Source organism: Rhodococcus sp. P4_F3_2 (genome assembly GCF_056401335.1).
Map to the genome: position 1 here is coordinate 32,767 of NZ_JBFUJN010000028.1, position 20,632 is coordinate 53,398.

At 62.9% G+C, this 20,632-nt stretch carries 21 protein-coding genes and 1 pseudogene; 15 read left to right on the forward strand and 7 right to left on the reverse strand.

The window, feature by feature from the left end:
- Positions 1 to 2 precede the first annotated feature (2 nt).
- On the reverse strand, positions 3 to 668 hold the full coding sequence (locus tag AC1DWA_RS25345; RefSeq protein ID WP_225989351.1) for a nucleoside/nucleotide kinase family protein: 666 nt from the start codon (positions 666 to 668) through the stop codon (positions 3 to 5).
- A 35-nt stretch (positions 669 to 703) separates the two neighbouring features.
- On the opposite strand from AC1DWA_RS25345, the gene tesB reads away from it, so the two are divergent.
- Positions 704 to 1,555: an acyl-CoA thioesterase II gene (tesB, locus tag AC1DWA_RS25350; protein ID WP_019748293.1), complete on the forward strand. Its 852-nt coding sequence runs from the start codon at positions 704 to 706 to the stop codon at positions 1,553 to 1,555.
- Positions 1,555 to 2,160 carry a pyridoxal 5'-phosphate synthase glutaminase subunit PdxT gene (pdxT, locus tag AC1DWA_RS25355; protein WP_003943308.1) on the forward strand — a complete coding sequence of 202 codons (606 nt, stop codon included), beginning with the start codon at positions 1,555 to 1,557 and terminating at the stop codon, positions 2,158 to 2,160. Before tesB ends, pdxT begins: the two co-directional genes overlap by 1 nt.
- Positions 2,161 to 2,185: 25 nt before the next feature.
- On the opposite strand, the gene AC1DWA_RS25360 is transcribed toward pdxT, so the two are convergent.
- Both AC1DWA_RS25360 and AC1DWA_RS25365 read right to left on the reverse strand, forming a co-directional pair.
- Positions 2,186 to 2,863 carry a response regulator gene (locus AC1DWA_RS25360; protein ID WP_060938512.1) on the reverse strand — a complete coding sequence of 226 codons (678 nt, stop codon included), beginning with the start codon at positions 2,861 to 2,863 and terminating at the stop codon, positions 2,186 to 2,188.
- Complete coding sequence (locus AC1DWA_RS25365) at positions 2,818 to 4,032, reverse strand: sensor histidine kinase (RefSeq protein WP_477917174.1); 1,215 nt, start codon at positions 4,030 to 4,032, stop codon at positions 2,818 to 2,820. Before AC1DWA_RS25365 ends, AC1DWA_RS25360 begins: the two co-directional genes overlap by 46 nt.
- 111 nt (positions 4,033 to 4,143) lie before the next feature.
- On the opposite strand from AC1DWA_RS25365, the gene AC1DWA_RS25370 reads away from it, so the two are divergent.
- Entirely contained in the window at positions 4,144 to 4,344 is a 201-nt protein-coding gene (locus AC1DWA_RS25370) for a hypothetical protein (protein WP_003943331.1), read from the forward strand.
- A 1-nt stretch (position 4,345) separates the two neighbouring features.
- On the forward strand, positions 4,346 to 5,047 hold the full coding sequence (locus AC1DWA_RS25375; protein ID WP_019748297.1) for a GAP family protein: 702 nt from the start codon (positions 4,346 to 4,348) through the stop codon (positions 5,045 to 5,047).
- Between the two features lie 13 nt (positions 5,048 to 5,060).
- On the opposite strand, the gene AC1DWA_RS25380 is transcribed toward AC1DWA_RS25375, so the two are convergent.
- Entirely contained in the window at positions 5,061 to 5,981 is a 921-nt protein-coding gene (locus tag AC1DWA_RS25380) for a hypothetical protein (RefSeq protein ID WP_477846761.1), read from the reverse strand.
- The gene (locus AC1DWA_RS25385) at positions 5,978 to 6,334 is read right to left on the reverse strand and encodes a GntR family transcriptional regulator (RefSeq protein WP_003943322.1); all 357 of its coding nucleotides are present in this window, start codon (positions 6,332 to 6,334) and stop codon (positions 5,978 to 5,980) included. The genes AC1DWA_RS25380 and AC1DWA_RS25385 overlap by 4 nt, the downstream gene beginning before the upstream one ends.
- A gap of 145 nt (positions 6,335 to 6,479) precedes the next feature.
- Here AC1DWA_RS25385 and AC1DWA_RS25390 point away from each other — a divergent pair, with 145 nt between their 5' ends.
- From AC1DWA_RS25390 to AC1DWA_RS25435, 10 genes are all read left to right on the forward strand, one after another.
- The gene (locus tag AC1DWA_RS25390; RefSeq protein WP_007732951.1) at positions 6,480 to 7,232 is read left to right on the forward strand and encodes a YebC/PmpR family DNA-binding transcriptional regulator; all 753 of its coding nucleotides are present in this window, start codon (positions 6,480 to 6,482) and stop codon (positions 7,230 to 7,232) included.
- A 125-nt stretch (positions 7,233 to 7,357) separates the two neighbouring features.
- Positions 7,358 to 7,927 carry a crossover junction endodeoxyribonuclease RuvC gene (gene ruvC, locus AC1DWA_RS25395; RefSeq protein ID WP_020907638.1) on the forward strand — a complete coding sequence of 190 codons (570 nt, stop codon included), beginning with the start codon at positions 7,358 to 7,360 and terminating at the stop codon, positions 7,925 to 7,927.
- The gene (gene ruvA / locus AC1DWA_RS25400) at positions 7,924 to 8,523 is read left to right on the forward strand and encodes a Holliday junction branch migration protein RuvA (RefSeq protein WP_007732953.1); all 600 of its coding nucleotides are present in this window, start codon (positions 7,924 to 7,926) and stop codon (positions 8,521 to 8,523) included. The genes ruvC and ruvA overlap by 4 nt, the downstream gene beginning before the upstream one ends.
- A complete protein-coding gene (ruvB, locus tag AC1DWA_RS25405; RefSeq protein WP_019748300.1) occupies positions 8,520 to 9,617 on the forward strand; it encodes a Holliday junction branch migration DNA helicase RuvB in 1,098 nt (365 codons plus the stop codon). Before ruvA ends, ruvB begins: the two co-directional genes overlap by 4 nt.
- A 138-nt stretch (positions 9,618 to 9,755) precedes the next feature.
- Positions 9,756 to 10,103: a preprotein translocase subunit YajC gene (yajC, locus tag AC1DWA_RS25410; protein WP_019748301.1), complete on the forward strand. Its 348-nt coding sequence runs from the start codon at positions 9,756 to 9,758 to the stop codon at positions 10,101 to 10,103.
- Positions 10,104 to 10,323: 220 nt separating this feature from the next.
- Positions 10,324 to 12,045, forward strand: coding sequence for a protein translocase subunit SecD (gene secD / locus AC1DWA_RS25415; protein WP_477917176.1), 1,722 nt, complete (start codon positions 10,324 to 10,326; stop codon positions 12,043 to 12,045).
- Positions 12,042 to 13,265, forward strand: a complete 1,224-nt coding sequence (gene secF, locus AC1DWA_RS25420; RefSeq protein WP_019748303.1) for a protein translocase subunit SecF — start codon at positions 12,042 to 12,044, stop codon at positions 13,263 to 13,265. The genes secD and secF overlap by 4 nt, the downstream gene beginning before the upstream one ends.
- Positions 13,266 to 13,267: 2 nt before the next feature.
- Entirely contained in the window at positions 13,268 to 14,998 is a 1,731-nt protein-coding gene (locus AC1DWA_RS25425; RefSeq protein ID WP_477917178.1) for an ABC transporter substrate-binding protein, read from the forward strand.
- The gene (locus AC1DWA_RS25430; RefSeq protein ID WP_019748305.1) at positions 14,995 to 15,573 is read left to right on the forward strand and encodes an adenine phosphoribosyltransferase; all 579 of its coding nucleotides are present in this window, start codon (positions 14,995 to 14,997) and stop codon (positions 15,571 to 15,573) included. The genes AC1DWA_RS25425 and AC1DWA_RS25430 overlap by 4 nt, the downstream gene beginning before the upstream one ends.
- 98 nt (positions 15,574 to 15,671) lie before the next feature.
- Positions 15,672 to 18,083 carry a RelA/SpoT family protein gene (locus tag AC1DWA_RS25435; RefSeq protein ID WP_477917180.1) on the forward strand — a complete coding sequence of 804 codons (2,412 nt, stop codon included), beginning with the start codon at positions 15,672 to 15,674 and terminating at the stop codon, positions 18,081 to 18,083.
- A 48-nt stretch (positions 18,084 to 18,131) separates the two neighbouring features.
- On the opposite strand, the pseudogene AC1DWA_RS25440 reads toward AC1DWA_RS25435, so the two are convergent.
- A pseudogene (locus tag AC1DWA_RS25440) lies at positions 18,132 to 18,869 on the reverse strand (peptidylprolyl isomerase); the annotation flags it as partial.
- A complete protein-coding gene (locus AC1DWA_RS25445; protein ID WP_070796917.1) occupies positions 18,869 to 19,750 on the reverse strand; it encodes a peptidylprolyl isomerase in 882 nt (293 codons plus the stop codon). The pseudogene AC1DWA_RS25440 and the gene AC1DWA_RS25445, both read right to left, overlap by 1 nt.
- 194 nt (positions 19,751 to 19,944) lie before the next feature.
- Here AC1DWA_RS25445 and AC1DWA_RS25450 point away from each other — a divergent pair, with 194 nt between their 5' ends.
- Positions 19,945 to 20,625 carry an MBL fold metallo-hydrolase gene (locus AC1DWA_RS25450; RefSeq protein WP_477846759.1) on the forward strand — a complete coding sequence of 227 codons (681 nt, stop codon included), beginning with the start codon at positions 19,945 to 19,947 and terminating at the stop codon, positions 20,623 to 20,625.
- Positions 20,626 to 20,632 lie beyond the last annotated feature (7 nt).

Here is a 20,632-nt window from a genome sequence, read left to right on the forward strand (position 1 = left end):
CTTCACTGGCGAGACCGCACCGCAGGCCGGGCCGGATGGTCGTACCTGACCTCGAAATCGACCTCCTCGGACACCTCTGATCGGTGTTCGAGGAGTGCGTCGACGGTCCACAGATCCGCCTCCGGAGTGTGCCGCCGCATGGCAGGTTCGCTCATGTCCAGGCGGACGCTGACGTCGAACTCCAGCCCACGCCCGAGCAACATCGGACCGGCGATCACGATGACCGCGCGCTCATGGACGGGGACGCGGGTCGAGCGAGCCGATCGATCGGTGGGTTCGTCCCAGAGTTTCGGCAACAACGCTCGTTTGGTGCGGGCAGCGGTGATCACTTCACGATCGAGTGCCGGATAGTCGAACCAGATGGTGCGGTAACTCAGCGCATCCTCGTGACCGAACTCGTATCGCAGCGAAGCCGGCCGCACGTAGTCGTGCAGTGACACAACAGCACTCGGCCTGCTGTGCGACTCGACGGCGGCCCGGACCAGTTCCGCGAGCCGAGACGGCTGCGCACAATCAGGTCCGTCGATCGCTACTACCGCCACCGACGGAAATGATCCGGTCAGCGTTGCGATCTGCTCGGCCAGGGCGAGGGGAGTGGACGGGATGAATGTGCTCACGCCCACCATGGTGCCGTGCCCGCTCGCCGAGGCGATATTGTGAACCGTCATCGCGCCCACTGCGGCGGTCTATTTCCGGAGGACTCATGGTTGGTATCGAGGAGATCCTCGCGCTCGAACACCTGGAGAAGGACATCTTCCGTGGTGCGGTCCATCCCACCGCACTTCAGCGGACGTTCGGCGGGCAGGTTGCCGGGCAGTCGTTGGTTTCTGCCGTGAGTACCGTCGACGAGAGCTACCACGTGCACTCGTTGCACGGATACTTCCTGCGCCCGGGCAACCCGAAGATTCCGACGGTCTACCTGGTGGACCGCATCCGCGACGGGCGCTCGTTCTGCACCCGCCGGGTGAACGCAGTCCAGGACGGCAAGACGATCTTCACGATGTCGGCCTCGTTCCACGTCGAGGACGAAGGTATCGAGCATCAGGATCGGATGCCTTCCGTTCCGGCGCCGGAGGACTTGCAGGACGCGCAGACCGTTCCCAAGTTGGCGGAATCGCAGTTCTACCAAGAATGGAAGAACTGGGACATCAGAATTGTGCCGGCCGAGCAGAGTGCGTCAGCGCCGGATCTCGCCGCACAACAGCGCGTGTGGATGCGCTACCGCGAGCCTCTGCCGGATCGTCCGCTGCTGCACATCTGCACGCTTGCGTACCTCAGTGACATGACCCTGCTCGGAACTTCGAAAGTCCCGCACCGGGGCGTGAAGACGCAGACTGCTTCGCTCGATCACGCGATGTGGTTCCTGCGTCCGTTCCGGGCCGACGAGTGGTTGCTCTACGACCAGACATCGCCGTCGGCAGGTTTCGGTCGCGCGCTCACTCAGGGGCGTATCTACGATCGCGATGGCAACATGGTGGCAGCGGTGGTTCAGGAGGGTTTGACGCGTCTGGAACGCGAACCCGACAGCCGTGAGAACAAGACAGGAACTGTGTGATGACGCGTCCGTTGATCGGTGTACTCGCCCTCCAGGGTGATGTTCGCGAACACCTTGCTGCACTTGATGATTCGGGTGCGGATGCCGTGGGTGTCCGTCGGCCGGAGGAGCTGGACAAGGTAGACGGAATCGTGATTCCGGGTGGCGAATCCACCACCATGAGCCGGCTTCTGCAGGTGTTCGAACTGTTGGATCCGCTGCGTGAGCGTCTTCGCGGCGGTCTGCCGGCCTACGGTTCGTGTGCCGGCATGATTCTGCTGGCGAGCGAGGTACTCGACACCCGGCCGGACGCCGAGCATCTCGGCGCCATCGACATGACGGTGCGCCGCAACGCTTTCGGCAGACAGGTCGATTCTTTCGAGTCCGACCTGGAGTTCGAGGGCATCATCGGAGATCCCATCCGCGCCGTCTTCATCCGCGCGCCGTGGGTGGAGCGAGTTGGACCGGGCGTTGAGGTCCTTGCGCAGGTTCCCGCCGCCGCGGGGGAGGCCGCGGGCCGGATCGTCGCGGTTCGGCAGGGCTCGGTGATCGCCACTTCTTTCCATCCCGAGGTAACCGGTGACCGTCGAGTACACGAGATGTTCGTCGATCTGGTTCGCGGATAACTCGAGTAGCCAGCCTCGGCCGAACCTACAGCTCCAGTTCGCGGGCAAGGATCGCTGCCTGGACGCGTGAGGTGAGGTGCAACTTCGACAGAACTCGCGACACATGCGACTTCACCGTCGGAGCACCGACACCGAGTTCACGCGACAGTTCGGCATTGGACATACCCGTCCCCAGCAGCGCGAGCACCTCACGTTCACGGTCGGTGAGCTCGCTCAATCCCAGCGGTTCGGTGGGTTTGGGTGCACGCTGCACGAACTCGCCGATCAGTGCACGCGCCGCGCGAGGAGCGAGCACTGCATCTCCGGCCGCGACGTTGCGGATAGCGTTGGTCAGTTCGTCCGCGGTCGCAGTCTTGAGCAGGAATCCCGACGCGCCGGCGCGCAGGGCCGCGAAGACGTATTCGTCGAGGTCGAAGGTGGTCAACACCAGAACCCGGCTGCGGGTCGTCCCGATGATCTGACGCGTCGCCTCGATGCCGTCGGTGCCTGGCATCCGGACGTCCATGAGTACGACGTCGGGTTGATGCGTGCGGGTGACGGTGATCGCCGACGCTCCGTCACCGGCTTCTGCAACGACATCGATGTCGTCGTGCTGCCGCAGGATCATCGCCAGGCCGGAGCGGATTGCGGCGTGGTCGTCGACCAGGGCGACGGTGATCACCGATCCGTTCCGTTCGGTGCGGGGACCGGTAGCTGCGCGCATACCGTCCATTCTCCGTCGACCGGAAGTGCGTCGAGTGAACCGCCCAGCAGCTCGGCGCGGTGACGCATGTTTGCAAGTCCACGCGTTCCAGTCCGCGGATGGGATGTGTCGCGACCGACCGGGTTTCGGATCTCGATCTGTAATGCATTGTGCTGGAGAGAGATCGACATCGAGATCGGCGCACCAGGTGCATGCTTGAGCGCATTGGTCAACGCTTCCTGGGTGATCCGATACGCCGTGTGATCGACCACGCTCGGCAGGTCGGCAGCATCGATGTCGATCGCAACGTGCACAGTGCCGCCGGCTGCCCGAACTGCGTCCAGGACGACGGGCAACTCGGTCAGCCGCGGGGGAGAGGAACGCGGGTCCGGGGTCTCGTCGTCCCCGGCGTGGAGCAGTTCGATCATCGACCGCATCTCGGAAAGGCCCGCGAGACTGCTCGATCTGATCGCTCCGATCATCTCCCTCAAGCCGTCGTCTGGTTCGCCCCGTTCACCGGAGAGAGCTGTGGTGGACAGTGCCGCCTCCGAATGGATTGCGATGGCGGAGAGGTGGCTTGCGATGACGTCGTGCAGATCGCGCGCCWTGGTTGCTCGTTCGTGAGCGACTGCGGCCTCGCGGTCCAGAGTGGCGAGTGCTTCGTGGACTCTGGAACGCTCGCGTTCGGCCTCGGTCAGTTCGACTTGTCGACGGATGACCAGTGCCCACCACACCGGCGTACCGAAGAACAGTGCCGTCACCACGCCTGCCCCAGCCGCAGCGCGGACGTCCTGGGTGGACAGGTAGACGAGTGCGGTGAGCGCGGCAACCGTCACCGCGGTCAGAGAACACACCACTCGGCCCAGCCGCGCCGTCCCGTACAGAACTGCGGCGTAGGTGAGATCCGAGAGGACCAGCCACATCGGCAGAGTGGGTCCCAGGGCAGCGTCGACCGCGACGATGACGGCCCCCGCCGCCAAAGCTGTTGCCGGACGCACCCGCCGGAACGAGTCGATCGCACACAGCAGAGCCAGCATCCCGATCCGAACCCCGGCGGGAACCTCGGCGACACCTCCGACATCGGTCCACATTTGGTACAGGCCGACCAGGTAGAGGAGTACCCCGATCGCGAACAGGCCGAAGGCGATGAGCGGATCGTTCCACTTGCCGACACTCCGACTTCTGGTCACCACAGACTTATCAGAGCACATCGGGGCGCCTGACTTGTCATACCAAATGATGAGGTCGGCGTTGTTCCGATGGCTGATGTGCGGATTCGATAGAGAAGACAGGCTCGACGTATGAAAATTCGCTTCGAGTTGATGATCGGCATTCTCTTGGTCGTCGGTGGCGGCTGTCTGTGGCTGTTCGCGCGTGACGCCGAGTTCTTCTGGTTTCGCGGCGGACCACTCGGCGTGATCCTCGCGATCATCGGTGCCTTCGACATCGTGAATGCAGTCCGAACGAGGGAGACAGCGATACCCGAGCGCCGAAACGACTGACGTGGAACTCGTCCTGCTCACCACGCTGGGCGGGCTCGCCCTGCTGGACAGTACGAGCATCGGAACTTTGGTCGTCCCGGTCTGGATGTTGTTGATGCCGGGACGACCGCAGGTTCGCAGGCTGCTGACGTATCTGGTGGTCATCACGACGTTCTATTTTGTCGTCGGGGTGGCAGTCTGGACGACGGCACGGGCAGGTATGCCTGTCGTCGCCCCGCTGCTCGAAACCCCCGCCGCCCGCGGTGCGCAGTTGATACTCGGTATCGCGTTGTTCGCGTGGAGCTTTCGATTCGATTCCGAGAAGAGGCGCACATCCGGTCAAGCCGATCGAACCCATGTTTGGCGAGAGCGGGTGCTCGGCTCGGCCAGTTCCGCGAGAAGTGTTGTACTTCTGGCAATTGCTGCCGGGACCGCCGAATTGGTGACGATGCTGCCCTACTTGGCGGCGATCGCGATGATCACCGCTGCTGGGCTGTCCGCAGTCACGTCTGCGTCGATACTTGCCGGATACTGCCTGATCATGGCCACTCCGGCAGTGCTTCTGTTGTGCGGGCGGATCGTGGCCGGCGACCGACTGGACAAGCCGCTGAGCGGGGTGGACTCGTTCATCTCACGCCACGGCGACAGCGCGATGGGTTGGGTGTTCGGCATTGCCGGCTTCTACCTCGCCGGCAATGCCGCTGCCGTGTTGTTCGTGAATTGACGTTGTTCGTGAATCAACCAGCCTGAACCAACGAATTGATCAGCTTCACACCGTCTTCCGGGTGATCGACGGTTACGGCGAACAGTCGTCCGTTCGCGAGAGTGACCACGATGGCCTCACCCGAGCGGAGAGTGACGGCTGTTCCGCGCGGTGTCATTCGGTAACCCCATCCACCCCATTCGGCCGGACGTATCGCGTCGACTGATGCGGACTTCACCTTCGAGATGGGGATCTTCTTCCATCGAACGCCCCAGGAACTGATGCCGACACCATGACGGTCGACGCGCACGGTGACCGACGCGAATGCTGTGACGGCGAGGGTGGACACACCCAGGATCACGGCAACCCACCAATCCGAGTACGCGGCAGTCGCGATCACGAGAACTACGAGGCCGGCGGTAACGATCCACGGCCAGACGCTGCGGACCTGCCCGACCCACACTGCACGTTCGGAGGCCGTCAGCGGAGTATCGAGCGTCGGGGTTGGCAGTGGCGACTCCCGGCGGCTTCGTTGCTGGTCAGGCAGCGCGTATGCCAGAACTCCTACGAGTACCGCCGCGATCGGCGCAAGAATCCACCAGCCGATACGCGCGTCTTCCGGCGACCCGGCGTCGATCGTCAAGGCGACGCTCAGAATCCAGATCGTCGCCAGTGTCGCACTCGAGATCGAGGTTACGGCGAGAAACAAGGGCGCGTTGTCGCTCGAACGGGCCGCGACGACACAGGCGCAAACGACAGCCGCCAGTGAAATCACCAGTGCGATGGCGAAAAACGTCGTCGTGGTGCTGAACCCGTCCGGGGTCGATCCGGACCAATGGCTCGCGACGGTCTCGGGTATGCGGTCACCCCACGCGAAGCGTGCGAGAACCAGAATCAGGGTCGGGATCAGAGTCAGCGAAGCTGCTGTCCAGAGTCGGATCTTGCTGGTCGTCATTGTGTGCTGGTCTCCTTGATGAGGTCGAGCATGTGCGCAGTGTCGAGTCCGAGATTGCGGGCCTGCCGTACGAACTCGCGCGCAGATTCGTTGAGAGCTGTTCTTCCCGAGTCGAATTCGGCGCGAATGACGGCGCCACGTCCGCGTCGGAGGTCGATCAGGCCTTCGTCGCGGAGTGTTGCGTACGCACGAAGAACCGTGTGGAGATTGACGTCGATCGACTCGGCGAGAGCGCGAGCGGACGGCAGGCGGTCACCTGGTCCGATCTCACCGCGGATGACCGAGCCACGAACCCCGGCTGCAATCTGCTCCGCTAGTGGAGTTGTGGAGGCGTGATCTATTCGGACCAACATGTTTGCATTCTATGCAAACAATGCGCGGTTTGACTAATTCGTGTCGGGGGATGCAGCGCGTTGTGACGTGGGACGGGTAACATCGGCAGAGCTGAAAGACGCGCATTCGGCGTGCGCAACGCAGCAGGAAAGGGGCTTGAATCGCATGAGCGGCCACTCAAAATGGGCCACCACCAAGCACAAGAAGGCTGTGATCGACGCACGTCGTGGCAAATCCTTCGCGAAGCTGATCAAGAACATCGAGGTGGCGGCACGAACCGGCGGTGGCGATCCCACGGGCAACCCCACCTTGTACGACGCCATCCAGAAGGCGAAGAAGACGTCTGTTCCCAATGACAACATCGAGCGTGCGCGCAAGCGCGGCGCCGGTGAAGAAGCGGGCGGCGCAGACTGGCAGACCATCATGTACGAGGGCTACGGACCCAACGGCGTCGCCGTTCTGATCGAGTGCCTCACCGACAACCGCAACCGCGCAGCCGGTGAAGTTCGCACCGCGATGACCCGTAACGGTGGCAACCTCGCTGACCCGGGTTCTGTCTCCTACCTGTTTGCTCGCAAGGGTGTCGTCACGCTCGAGAAGAACGGCCAGTCGGAGGACGACGTCCTGATGGCTGTGCTCGACGCCGGTGCCGAGGAAGTGACCGATCTCGGTGAAACCTTCGAAATCGTCAGTGAGCCACAGGATCTGGTTGCCGTCCGTTCGGCACTTCAGGAAGCCGGCATCGACTACGACTCCGCTGAAGCCGATTTCCGCGCTTCCGTCGAGGTTCCCTTGGATGTCGACGGCGCACGCAAGATCTTCAAGCTCGTCGACGCGCTCGAAGACTCTGACGACGTGCAGAACGTCTACACCAACATCGATCTGTCCGACGAGGTTCTCGCGGCTCTCGAAGACTGATTGCTTTTCAACTCAACCCGGCCCTGACGTCCGCGTCTCGGCCGGGTTGCGTGTTGATGCGGGGTAGTAGGCCCGCGCACCGCTAAGCTATCGAACAGCTGTTCGGTATGGAGAGGTGTGACAAAGTGCGCGTGCTCGGAGTGGACCCAGGCTTGACTCGCTGCGGGTTGGGTGTGGTCGACGGGAGCAACGGCAGGAAAGTGCGCCCCATTGCTGTCGACGTGGTGCGGACCCCGCCCGAGATGGACCTCGGGTCTCGGCTACTGCGAATCTCCGATGCGGCGGAGCTGTGGATCGAGCAGTACAAGCCGGAGGTCGTCGCGATCGAGCGTGTATTCGCGCAGCACAACGTCAGTACGGCGATGGGGACGGCACAAGCAGGCGGAGTTGTCGCGCTCGCTGCCGCCAGACGCGGCATCCCGGTGTGTTTCCACACGCCCAGCGAGGTGAAGGCCGCCGTTACCGGCAGCGGTAACGCCGACAAGGCGCAGGTCACCGCGATGGTGACGCGAATCCTGAACTTGAAGACGGCGCCGAAACCGGCTGACGCCGCTGACGCTCTGGCGCTCGCGATCTGTCACTGCTGGCGAGCACCGATGATCGAGCGAATGGCCCGCGCCGAGGCGATGGCCGCTGAACAAATGCGTAAGTATCAGGCAAAATTGGCCGAGATGAAGAAGGCAGGTTCACGATGATCGCGTCGGTACGCGGCGAGGTACTCGATATTGCGCTCGACCACGCGGTCATCGAAGCGTCAGGTGTCGGCTATCGGGTCAATGCCACCCCGGTGACTCTCGGTGCACTGCATCGGGGAAGCGAAGCGCGACTGTTCACGACGATGATCGTTCGCGAAGACTCGATGACGCTCTACGGTTTTTCCGATACCGAGTCGAAGGACCTGTTCAGCCTCTTGCAGACGGTTTCCGGAGTCGGACCGCGCCTGGCGATGGCAACTCTTGCAGTGCTCGAACCGGACGCATTGCGGCGGGCACTCTCGGAAGGCAACCTGACGGCGTTGACGAGGGTCCCCGGTATCGGGAAACGCGGCGCCGAGCGCATGGTCGTCGAACTGCGCGACAAGGTCGACGCCGTCGCGACGACGGCCGGCGCGGCTTCCGGTGTCGTCGTCGGCAGTTCGATCCGTGATCAGATCGTCGAGGCTCTCGAAGGTCTGGGCTTCCCGATCAAGCAGGCCGAGCAAGCCACGGATTCGGTCCTGGCGGAATCGCCCGAGGCCACAACGTCGGTAGCACTGCGTTCTGCTCTGTCGCTGCTCGGTAAGACTCGATGAACTTCGACCCGATCGACGATTTCGACGACGAGTCGCAGGTCTCTGCCGAATTGGTGGCGGGAGACGGTGATGTCGAAGCGAGTTTGCGTCCCAAGAGTCTCGACGACTTCATCGGGCAACCCCGTGTTCGCGAACAACTGCAGCTCGTGCTCACCGGAGCAAAACTTCGCGGCAGCACACCTGATCACATCCTGATGTCCGGTCCCCCCGGACTCGGCAAGACGTCGATGGCGATGATCATCGCGGGGGAGTTGGGCTCTTCTCTGCGGTTGACGTCCGGACCGGCGCTCGAACGCGCCGGAGACCTGGCCGCGATGCTGAGCAACCTCGTCGAAGGTGACGTGCTGTTCATCGACGAGATTCACCGAATCGCTCGTCCGGCCGAGGAGATGTTGTACCTGGCGATGGAAGACTTCCGTGTCGACGTCGTCGTCGGTAAGGGGCCGGGTGCCACGTCGATTCCTCTGGAGGTTGCACCGTTCACGCTGGTCGGTGCGACTACACGGTCAGGTGCGTTGACCGGTCCGTTGCGCGACCGCTTCGGGTTCACCGCTCACATGGATTTCTACGAACCCGAAGAGCTGCAACAGATTCTGATGCGTTCGGCCGGAATTCTGGGTGTCAATCTCGAAGTTGACGCCGGCGCCGAAATCGCACGACGCTCGCGAGGGACGCCGCGTATCGCGAACCGATTGCTGCGCCGGGTTCGTGACTTCGCCGAGGTTCGCGCCGACGGAATCGTCACGATGGACGTCGCTCAGGCGGCCTTGGCTGTTTACGACGTGGACCAGTTGGGCTTGGACCGTCTCGACCGATCCGTACTGAGTGCGTTGGTGCGGTCGTTCGGCGGCGGGCCAGTCGGCGTGTCGACGCTTGCGGTGGCCGTCGGCGAGGAACCGTCGACGGTGGAAGAAGTGTGCGAGCCGTTCCTGGTTCGGGCCGGGATGATCGCCCGGACGCCGCGAGGACGCGTGGCTACCGCCGCTGCCTGGACTCAACTCGGAATGACACCGCCGCCGGATGCCGCAGCGGGCGGTATCGAGGTTCGTGTCAACGAACCGCAGGCCACGTTGTTCGATCCGAACGGAGAGTGAATTTCGACTGGAAAGGCCTACTTGAACGGCCGATCTGTCAGGAATCCTCAGCAACTAATGGCACACTGGTGTATTGCGTAGGTCCATCCGGGACCATCGCGGCGTAAAACGTGCAACACAACCGAGGTTGATCAACACATGTCGAGTTTGCTTTTCCCACTCTTGATCCTCGCATTGCTGGTGCCCATGTTCCTGGGCATGCGCAAGCAGAAGAAGGCTTTGGCTGCCACTTCCGAGATGCAGGACTCGCTGCAGGTCGGCGATCGAGTGCAGACCACGGCCGGGCTCTATGCCACGATTGCTTCTCTGGACGACGACACCGTGGACCTCGAGATCGCCGACGGTGTCATCACCACCTGGTCGCGTCTGGTCATCCGTGAGCGCGTTGTCGAGACGACCGAAACCGACGAGTACGACGACGACTCGGTTTCCGAGATCGAAGAATCAGCTGCTGACACCGAAATCCGGCTCACCAAGGAGTCCTGACTTCGTCGACCTGGCACGWGTTCTAGAGTTGTGAACTCGGACACACGTCCAGATCGGTTGGTCTGTAGTAGTTCTTTCATCGGAGTAGTTCTTTCACCAGCAGCTCAGTTCATCCCGTTGATCAATCGTTGCAGTTCGAACGCCGCAGCTCGGGTGGTCGTCGACCGCCCGAGCCCTGCATTTACTGAAGCTCTGCACCTACTGAGGAGACTTAAAGATCGTGGCACCTTCCACCGGAACGGTGCATCCGGTCCGCTACCTGGCCCTTTTCGGGGTCCTGGTGGTGGCACTGTATGCCCTGGTGTTCTTCACTGGAGACAAGTCGGCCACGCCGAAACTCGGCATCGACCTGCAGGGTGGAACGCGCGTCACGTTGACCGCTCGTACCCCGGACGGCAGCGCTCCCAGTCAGGACAGTCTCAAGCAGGCTCAGGAAATCATCGAGACCCGCGTCAACGGTCTCGGCGTTTCCGGCTCCGAGGTCGTCGTCGACGGTGACAACCTCGTCATCACCGTTCCCGGCGACGACAGTGCGCAGGCTCGCTCGCTCGGCCAGACCGCCCGTCTGTACATCCGCCCGGTGACGGGTTCGATCGACGTCGCCACCCGTGACGCGAACCGGACAGCTACCCCAGAGGTGCCAGCGGCTGAAACTCCGGCCACTGATGCTCCGGCTCCCGAGGCGCCGGCCGACGGGACCCAGACGCCGCAGAACCGCCCGTTCCTGGCTCAGGACCCGACCACTCCGGAGGCAACCCCTGCGCCGGAGACGACAACACCGGCTCCCCCCGTGGACGCATCGAGTGACGGCACCGACGAAGGCGACGCAGCAGCAGCGGAAATCGCCGCAGCGCGCGCCCTCCGACAGAGCAGCGATCCGACGGTGCAGCAGCAAGCAGTGGCGAACCTCGACTGCTCCGTCGCGGATCCGCTCCGTGGAAACGACGACCCGACTCTTCCGCTGGTTGCGTGCTCGCAAGACGGACTGAACATCTATCTTCTCGGTCCTTCGATCATCGACGGCCAGGAGATTGCCGACGCGTCTTCGGTCTTCAACTCGCAGCAGTCGCGCCACGAGATCAGCCTCTCGTTCAAGACGACCGGCAGCAACACCTGGGCCGAGTTCACCTCAGCCAACATCGGCAAGCAGGCAGCGTTCACGCTCGACTCGAAGGTCGTCAGCGCCCCCACGATTCAAGGTGCAACGCCTGCGGGTAGCGCGACCTCGATCACGGGCAGTTTCACTGCGGAGAGCGCCAAAGAACTTGCCAACACTCTGAAGTACGGTTCGCTTCCGCTGTCGTTCGCAGCTTCCGAGGCCGAGACGGTCTCGGCAACGCTCGGCCTGGCCTCACTGCAGGCGGCATTGATTGCCGGCGCGGTCGGTCTCGTTCTCGTTCTGCTGTACTGCCTCGTCTACTACCGGATGCTCGGCGTCCTGACGGCGTTGTCGCTGATCCTCTCCGGAGTCATGGTCTACGCGATCATGGTTCTGCTCGGCAGATACATCGGCTTCACACTCGACTTGGCCGGCATGGCTGGTCTGATCATCGGTATCGGTATGACCGCCGACTCGTTCGTCGTGTTCTTCGAACGCATCAAGGACGAAATGCGTGAGGGCCGTAGCTTCCGCTCCGCGGTGCCACGCGGTTGGGCGCGAGCGCGCCGAACAATTCTTTCCGGCAACGCGGTGAGCTTCATCGCCGCTGCAGTTCTGTACGTGCTGGCGGTCGGACAGGTGCGAGGCTTCGCCTTCACCTTGGGTCTGACCACCATCCTCGACGTGATTGTCGTGTTCCTCGTGACGTGGCCACTGGTCAGTATGGCGTCCCGTTCGGCGTTCTGGTCCAAGCCCAGCGTCAACRGTCTCGGCGCAGTGCAAGAGGTTGCCCGCGAACGTAAGGTTGCCGCCGCTGCGTCGGCTAAGGAGACACGAGCATGAGCGAGTCCAACAACTCCCCGGTGGGGCCCAACAACAGTTCCTCGGCCGAGTCCGCCGATGCCGCAGCCCGGTCGGAGATCACCGACTCCGGCGTCGATCAGGGCGCGATGCCCAAGCACAGTTGGCTCTCGCGGCTGTACACGGGAACGGGTGCGTTCGAGGTCGTCGGCAGGCGTCGCTTCTACTACGGACTGACCGGCGCTCTGGTCGCCATTGCGCTGCTCAGCATCATCCTGCGCGGCTTCACCTTCGGTATCGATTTCGAGGGCGGATCGCGCATTCAGTTCCCGGCCGAGGGTGGAGTCGAGACGTCGGAGGTGGAAACCGTCTACTCCGACACACTCGGGTTCGAGCCGGTCAGCGTGCAGACGGTCGGCTCGGGTGCCAGCGCCACCGTACAGATTCGGTCGGAGACGTTGAACGCGACGCAGATCAACGATCTGCAGTCGGCGCTCTTCGACGAGTTCCAGCCCAAGGACAAGAACGGGAACCCGTCGGCGCAGGCCATCAGTTTTGCGGACGTGAGTGAAACCTGGGGCGGTCAGATCACCAAGAAGGCGCTGATCGCGCTGATTGTGTTCCTGGTGATCGTGAGTATCTACATCGCCATCCGCTTCGAGCGGGACATGGCCGTAGCCGCGATCGTTGCGTTGTTCTTCGACATCATCGTCACTGCCGGCGTCTACTCGCTCGTCGGTTTCGAGGTGACGCCCGCGACGGTGATCGGTTTGCTCACCATTCTCGGCTTCTCGCTGTACGACACAGTGGTGGTGTTCGACAAGGTCGAAGAGAACACCCGCGGTGTTCTGCATCTGACGCGACGGACGTACGGCGAGCAGGCCAACCTCGCGGTGAATCAGACTTTGATGCGATCGATCAACACGACCGTCATCAGTGTGCTCCCGGTGATCGCTCTGATGGTTGTCGCGGTTTGGATGCTCGGCGTCGGCACGCTCAAGGACCTTGCGCTGGTTCAGCTCGTCGGCATCATCGTGGGTGCGTACTCCTCGATCTTCTTCGCGACGCCGCTCCTGGTGTCGATGAAGGAACGCTGGGGACCCGTTGCCGCGCACACTCGTAAGGTGCTCTCGCGCCGGGCTACGCTGGCCGAGAAGGGTACGCAGACGGTTGCCGTCGGCGCACCAGTTGCACGCCGTGCGCCGGTTGCTCCGCAGCCGGGTGTGCGGCCGACCGGAAAGCGAAACAAGAAGGGGCATTGAACATGCTCCCAAGAACACGCACACTGGTTCGATCGATGACGTTCGTTGCGGCCACTGCTGTGGCTGCCGGTTCGCTGGCGGCCTGCTCGGAAAGCGCCGAGCAGGTTCCGTCCATCGGATATGCCATCGACAACTCCATCTCCACGTACAACGCCAACACGACAGCTGGATCGGTGTCCGGGGCGATGGCCGCGTTCGGCCGGGTGCTTCCCGGCTTCACGTTCACCGGTCCGGCCGGTGCTCCTGTGTCGGACACCGACATCGGCACGGCGTCGGAGTTGCCCGGTGACGTGCTCACGGTCTCGTACAAGCTCAATCCGGCGTCGGTGTACTCCGACGGGATTCCGATGTCCTGTGACGATCTGGTCCTCACCTGGGCGGCGTCGAGTGGCAAGTTCACCAAAGACGTCGATGGTGCGGTGAAGCCCATGTTCGACACGGCGAACAATCTCGGTTACGCGGACATCGACCGGATCGACTGCCAGAGCGGGTCGAAGGACGCGACTGTCTTCTTCAAGCCCGGGCGATCGTTCACCGATTGGCGGTCGTTGTTCGGTGCGACTGCATTGATGCCTTCACACATCGTGACGCAGCGCGCCGGAGTCGGCGACGTRGTGAGCGCGGTGAATGCCGGTGACACCGAAGCGTTGTCGAAGATCGCCGACTTCTGGAACACCGGGTGGAACCTGACTCCAGGTCAGGTGKACACCTCCGTACTGCCTTCCGCTGGTCCGTATCGAATCGACTCGTACAGCGCCGACGACGGCCTGGTGCTGGTCGCGAACGAGCGGTGGTGGGGCAACAAGCCCGCGACCGATCGCATCGTCGTCTGGCCACGTGGTGTGAATCTGACCGAGGATCTCGACAAGAACTCGATCGAGGTCGTCGACGTCGCTTCCGGGTCGGCCGGCGAGCTCGGTACTCCGTCCGGGTTCGACGTCCAACAGATTCCGTCGCGGTCGATCGAGCAGTTCGTTCTCGCGACGTCTGGTTCGCTGGGCGACGAAGCCGCCCGTCGAGCGTTCGCGCACTGTGTTCCGCGGACAACTCTGTTCGAGAAGTTCGGGCAGACGGATAACGCGCCGCAGGCTGGTCTGGGTTCCGGCGTGGTCGATTCGCGACTGATGGCGCCGGATTCACTCGTGTACAGCGACGCCGCTGCGGTCGACGGTGACCGGTACGCCAATGCCGACGTCGATGCCGCGAAGACGTCGTTGTCGGAAGCCGATCTCGACCAGTTGACCGTCCGGGTCGGGTACCTCGCACCTGACCCGGTGCGGGCGCAGATCGTCTCTGAAGCGAAAGCCGCGTGTGCTCCGGCGGGAATTACGATCGAGGACGCGAGTACCGACAGCTTCGATCCTGCGAGTCTGCAGTCCGGGGGAGTCGACGCTGTGCTTTCCGGCATGGCAGGCAAAGTCGGGGCAGGCGGAACAGCGAGCATGATCGACGCGCGCGGAGCGTTGCGATCGGGCAACGGCGCAAACCTCGGTACGTACGGAAATGCACGGATCGATCAGATCATCGATCAGTTGAACGTGGATGCGAGCACCAGTGCGCAATTGGGACTCTCGGTGGAGGCGGAGAACATCCTGTGGACCCAGGTGCCTACGATTCCACTGTTCAATCAACTACGAACTGTCGCTGTAGCTCCAGGCATGTCGGCAGTGTTGGTCAATCCGACTCGGGCCGCTACCGGCTGGAACATGGACAGATGGGTATTACGCAGATGAGCGTCTCGAATGGTGTTGCCTTGCACACGCCTGAAGAATTGATCGCAATCCACCGGGCTGCCGGAGACGCCGTTGTTCGGCTGACTCGCTGGGCAGACAACTTTCCCGGGCCCGGGGTTCGGTTCGCCGATCTGACTCCGGTGTTCGCCGACGCCGAGGGGTTCGGGGCCGTGCTCGACGCCCTTGTCGCCTGTGCTCCGGACGCCGACACGATTGCCGCCGTCGATGCTCGCGGGTTCCTGCTCGGTGCCGGCGCGGCTGCGAAGATGGGTGCTGGGGTGGTGGCCGTGCGGAAGGTCGGCAAATTGCCGCCGCCGGTACTCTCTCGTTCGTACAGCCTCGAGTACGGATCCTCGACTCTCGAGATCCCCGCAAACGGCTTCGATCTCACCGGGCGGAATGTTCTGGTGATCGACGACGTTCTGGCTACCGGAGGGACACTCGAGGCGGCTGTACAGTTGGTTGAGTTGGGTGGAGCGAACGTCGTCGGCGTCGCAGTGGTGCTCGAGATCGAGGAACTGCGCGGTCGAGATCGCTTCTTGAAGTACCCACTGACATCCCTGGTGAAGGTCTGAGTATTAAAGTTGTCTCCTGGGGGTCGAGTTAGACCTCCAGGGCAATTACCCGATGCAGGGCGGTTGCCTCAACCAACTCGGTGGTAGGAGGTGGCGACATGACGTCGAATCTTGATCGATCACAGAACTCGGGTGCAGTGTCGCAGGGGACGGGTGCAGATCCGGCTCCGGAGACGACACCATCGAAGTCCGCGGTGCCCGACGATTCGGGATCTGCGCAAACTGCCGGCAATCGGGGTGGGCAGAACCTGGCCGTGCCCGCTTCCGCCTCCCGTAGGGTGCGCGCTCGGCTTGCTCGGCGCATCACCGGTCAGCGCAACGCCACCATCCGCCCGGTGCTCGAGCCGTTGGTCAGCCTCCACCGTGAGCTGTATCCGAAGGCCGACCTCGCGCTGCTCCAGCGTGCGTACGACGTCGCCGAGGACAGACATTCGAGCCAGCGTCGCAAGTCCGGCGATCCGTACATCACGCATCCGTTGGCCGTCGCAAGCATTCTGGCCGAGTTGGGTATGGACACCACCACCCTCGTCGCAGCCCTGCTGCACGACACCGTCGAGGACACCGGGTACTCACTCGACGAGTTGACCAAGGACTTCGGTGACGAGGTCGCTCACCTCGTCGACGGAGTCACCAAACTCGACAAGGTCGTTCTGGGTACCGCCGCCGAGGGCGAAACCATCCGCAAGATGATCATCGCGATGGCGCGGGACCCGCGCGTGCTCGTGATCAAGGTCGCGGATCGTCTGCACAACATGCGCACGATGCGATTCCTGCCGCCCGAGAAGCAGGCACGTAAGGCGCGAGAGACTCTCGAAGTCATTGCGCCACTTGCACATCGACTTGGAATGGCGACCGTCAAGTGGGAACTCGAGGATCTCTCGTTCGCTATCCTGCACCCGAAAAAGTATGACGAGATCGTTCGACTGGTCGCCGATCGCGCGCCTTCTCGTGACACCTATCTGGCCAAGGTTCGCGCCGAGATCAACTCGACTCTGTCCGCCTCGCGGATCAACGCCATCGTCGAGGGCCGGCCCAAGCACTACTGGTCGATCTACCAGAAGATGATCGTCAAGGGCCGCGATTTCGACGACATCCACGATCTGGTCGGCGTGCGCATTCTGTGCGAAGAAGTGCGTGACTGTTACGCCGCGGTCGGTGTTGTCCACTCGCTGTGGCAGCCGATGGCCGGACGCTTCAAGGACTACATCGCACAACCGCGCTACGGCGTCTACCAGTCGCTGCACACCACCGTCGTGGGACCGGAAGGCAAGCCCCTGGAGGTCCAGATCCGGACCCAGGACATGCACCGGACCGCCGAGTTCGGTATCGCCGCGCACTGGCGGTACAAGGAGACCAAGGGCAAGCACGCGGGCGACATCGCCGAGGTCGACGACATGGCGTGGATGCGTCAGCTACTCGACTGGCAACGAGAAGCGGCCGATCCGGGGGAGTTCCTCGAATCGTTGCGTTACGACCTCGCGGTCAAGGAGATCTTCGTCTTCACACCGAAGGGTGACGTGATCACGTTGCCTGCCGGATCGACCCCCGTCGATTTCGCGTATGCGGTGCACACCGAGGTCGGGCACCGATGCATCGGTGCCAGGGTCAACGGCCGACTGGTCGCGCTGGAACGAACTCTCGAAAACGGCGAAGTGGTGGAGGTCTTCACGTCGAAGGCCGCAACCGCCGGGCCGAGTCGAGATTGGCAGACGTTTGTCGTCTCGCCGCGTGCCAAGGCGAAGATCCGTCAGTGGTTCGCGAAGGAACGCCGCGAGGAGGCGCTCGAGTCCGGCAAGGATCAGATCGCGAAGGAAGTCCGCCGTGTGGGACTTCCGTTGCAGCGGTTGATGAACGCCGAATCGATGAGCACGATCGCGCACGAACTTCGCTATCCCGACGTCTCGGCGTTGTACACGGCGGTAGGCGAGAGCCAGGTGTCGGCGCACCACGTCGTGCAGCGACTGGTTGCTCATCTGGGCGGCGTCGGCGCCGTCGAGGAGGAACTGGCCGAGCGTTCGACGCCGTCGACCATGCCGGTGCGCACCCGCAGTACGGGTGACTCCGGAATTCTGGTTCCCGGAGCACCCGGTACGGTGGCAAAACTCGCAAAGTGTTGCACGCCGGTTCCGGGCGATTCGATTCTGGGCTTCGTCACGCGCGGTGGGGCGGTCAGCGTGCACCGTACCGACTGCACCAACGCCAACTCGCTCCACGATCAGTCGGAGCGAATCATCGACGTCGAATGGGCACCGTCAGCGACCTCGGTGTTCCTGGTCGCGATCCAGATCGAGGCGCTCGACCGTCATCGGTTGCTTTCCGACGTCACCAAGGCGTTGGCCGACGAGAAGGTGAACATCCTGTCGGCCTCGGTCACCACCTCAGGTGACCGAGTGGCGATCAGCAAGTTCACCTTCGAGATGGGTGACCCAAAGCATCTGGGTCATGTGCTCAACGTGGTTCGCAATGTGGAAGGCGTCTACGACGTCTACCGCGTGACCTCTGCTTCGTAAACTGCTGTGCGCCTTTATTAACCGCGGGGGGTTAATAAAGGCGCACACGTCGCCGTCGGCTGCGATCTTCTCGATCGTCGCCAGGCCGGCGTCGTCGATCTTTCCGAAGACCGTGTAGTTGGGCGGCAAGACCGAATCCTCGTAGACGAGGAAGAACTGGCTGCCGTTGCTGCCCGGTGCACCCGAGTTGGCCATTGCGAGCGTGCCGCGGGGGTAGACGGCAGGCAAGGAGAGCGCCGGATCGTTAGCGGAGTACGCAGTGGTCGGGTACTCGTTGTCGAATCCGTAGCCCGGTCCGCCCGTGCCCTTGCCCGAGGGATCGCCGCACTGCAGGATCTGAAGACCGGGTGTGGTGACCAGTCGATGGCACGGGGTGTCGTCGAAATACTTCTGCTCGGTCAAGCTCACGATGCTGTTGACCGTGCATGGGGCTTCTGCCCGGTTCAGTTCCATCCCGATCGGGCCGGCCGTAGTCGTGAGCGCGACGTTGACGGTTCCCTCGGTGGACACGCCCGTGGAGTTCGGCGGATTGACGGTCTTTGCAGCGCCCGCCGCGCTCGGGTACGAGCAGTCGACAGTCGCCGACGCCGGAGTCGGGACAGGCGGGAGTGCGTCGAACTGTGACATGTCGAGCGGCGGCATGGCAGCCGTTGTCGTCTTCGCCTTGGAGGTGCTGGACGGCGAGTCCGAGCTACCGGAATCACTGGAACAACCAGCCAGAAGCAGCGCTGCGGCGCTTGCAGCGGCAATAACTACAGGAAAGCGCATCACAGGATTACGTCGCATCAGTCGAGCCTTACTGTCTTGATGTCGGTGGTCAGATTCGGCTTGCCGTCACCCTCTGGTGTCGATCCGCCGGCCGCGACCTTGTCCAAAGTGGCGAGACCGGTCTCGTCGATCGTGCCGAAAACCGTGTACTGCGGCGGGAGTTGTGAGTCGCCGTAGACGAGGAAGAACTGGCTGCCGTTGCTACCGGGTGTCCCGGTGTTGGCCATCGCAACCGTGCCGCGCGCGTAGGTGACTGGCTCTTGCGCTGCCGGGTCGGTGGTGGCGTACGCCGTGGTGGGGAACTCGTTGTCGAATCCGTAGCCCGGTCCGCCGGAGCCGGTGCCCGACGGGTCACCGCACTGCAGAACCTGGAGCGAGGGGCTCGTCGTCATGCGGTGGCAGGTGGTGTCGTTGAAGTAATCCTGCTGCGCCAAGCTCACGAAGCTGTTGACCGTGCACGGAGACTTCGTTCCGTCGAGCGTGAGCCCGATGTTTCCCTGCGAGGTCTCGACGCTGATGCTCGGCGTCGCGTCCGGCGCGGTGGTGGGAATCCCGTCGGTACGAGGAGGGTTGTTGGCCTTGGACGCGGTAGCGCCGTCAGCCGGGTACGAGCAGGAAACCGTGTCGGCCAGCGGCGTCGACAGACCGGCCGGCATTGCACCCGCGGTCTGCGGCGTGAGGCTCGAATCGTCGGCAGCAGTGTTGGTGGTGTTCGCGTCGTCGTCACTGCGATTGCTGAACCAGATGAGTCCACCGACGACACCGACTACGACGACCACGCCGAGCGCAGTTCCGGCTATCGTCATCTGCTTGCGCTTGCGGGCACGTTCTGCGCGACGTTCGAGCTGACGCTCGAGCTTGCGTTTCGCCGCCTCGCGGCGTTGCTCGTTACTCGGCACTGCTGTAGTCCTCCGTATCGCGGGTGGATCGTGGTCGGCCCGCCGAGCGACACCCTGGGGTCGGCTTCGGCAAGCGGCTCTACTCGTCGTCAGAGTCTCCCATTGCAACCTGAGAACTTACTGGCGGGGCAGCAGCTTAGGCTGTAACCGACAGCGTGTTGTTCGTTTCCACCCTTCGAAGAGGAGTTGCCCCCGTGCTCGTCACTGGTTTTCCGGCCGGGATGTTCCAAACCAACTGCTACATACTCGCTCAGGACGACGCGTGCGAATGCGTAGTCGTCGATCCGGGTCAGGATGCAGCCGAGCCGCTCTTCGAATATCTCGACTCCAAGGACATGTCGGTCAATGCAGTACTTCTGACCCACGGTCACCTCGATCACGTGTGGTCGGCCCGCGAGGTCTGTGAGCGGTACTCCGTGCCCGCGTACATCCATCCCGAGGATCGCTACATGCTCAGCGATCCGGCACGAGGGATCGGCCCGACGATGAAGGAATTCATTCAGGGCATGACGTTCGTGGAGCCGGACGAGGTGATCGAACTGAGTGACGGAGACAAGATCACCGAGGCCGGAATGACGTTCGTCGTGGACCACACGCCCGGGCACACGCAGGGATCGGTGGTGTTCCGCACCCAGGCGAACACCGAGAGCGGGCCTGCGGACTTGGCGTTCACCGGTGACACCCTGTTCCAGGGTTCCATCGGGCGCAGCGACCTGCCAGGCGGAAATCACGAGCAGTTGCTCGCTTCGATCGCCCGGAAGCTACTGGTACTCGGTGACGAGACCGTGGTCCTGCCCGGGCACGGTGGCAACAGTTCGATCGGCGCCGAGCGAAGCTCGAACCCGTTTCTCGTTGGACTCAGCGCACAAGAATAAGGAAAAG

Excerpts from the sequence above, each read along its gene's own strand:
- AC1DWA_RS25345 (WP_225989351.1), bottom strand. The coding sequence starts at position 668 with ATGACGGTTCACAATATCGCCTCGGCGAGCGGGCACGGCACCATGGTG.
- tesB (WP_019748293.1), top strand. The coding sequence starts at position 704 with ATGGTTGGTATCGAGGAGATCCTCGCGCTCGAACACCTGGAGAAGGAC.
- pdxT (WP_003943308.1), top strand. The coding sequence starts at position 1,555 with ATGACGCGTCCGTTGATCGGTGTACTCGCCCTCCAGGGTGATGTTCGC.
- AC1DWA_RS25360 (WP_060938512.1), bottom strand. The coding sequence starts at position 2,863 with ATGCGCGCAGCTACCGGTCCCCGCACCGAACGGAACGGATCGGTGATC.
- AC1DWA_RS25370 (WP_003943331.1), top strand. The coding sequence starts at position 4,144 with ATGAAAATTCGCTTCGAGTTGATGATCGGCATTCTCTTGGTCGTCGGT.
- AC1DWA_RS25380 (WP_477846761.1), bottom strand. The coding sequence starts at position 5,981 with ATGACGACCAGCAAGATCCGACTCTGGACAGCAGCTTCGCTGACTCTG.
- AC1DWA_RS25385 (WP_003943322.1), bottom strand. The coding sequence starts at position 6,334 with ATGTTGGTCCGAATAGATCACGCCTCCACAACTCCACTAGCGGAGCAG.
- AC1DWA_RS25390 (WP_007732951.1), top strand. The coding sequence starts at position 6,480 with ATGAGCGGCCACTCAAAATGGGCCACCACCAAGCACAAGAAGGCTGTG.
- ruvA (WP_007732953.1), top strand. The coding sequence starts at position 7,924 with ATGATCGCGTCGGTACGCGGCGAGGTACTCGATATTGCGCTCGACCAC.
- ruvB (WP_019748300.1), top strand. The coding sequence starts at position 8,520 with ATGAACTTCGACCCGATCGACGATTTCGACGACGAGTCGCAGGTCTCT.
- yajC (WP_019748301.1), top strand. The coding sequence starts at position 9,756 with ATGTCGAGTTTGCTTTTCCCACTCTTGATCCTCGCATTGCTGGTGCCC.
- secF (WP_019748303.1), top strand. The coding sequence starts at position 12,042 with ATGAGCGAGTCCAACAACTCCCCGGTGGGGCCCAACAACAGTTCCTCG.
- AC1DWA_RS25430 (WP_019748305.1), top strand. The coding sequence starts at position 14,995 with ATGAGCGTCTCGAATGGTGTTGCCTTGCACACGCCTGAAGAATTGATC.
- AC1DWA_RS25435 (WP_477917180.1), top strand. The coding sequence starts at position 15,672 with ATGACGTCGAATCTTGATCGATCACAGAACTCGGGTGCAGTGTCGCAG.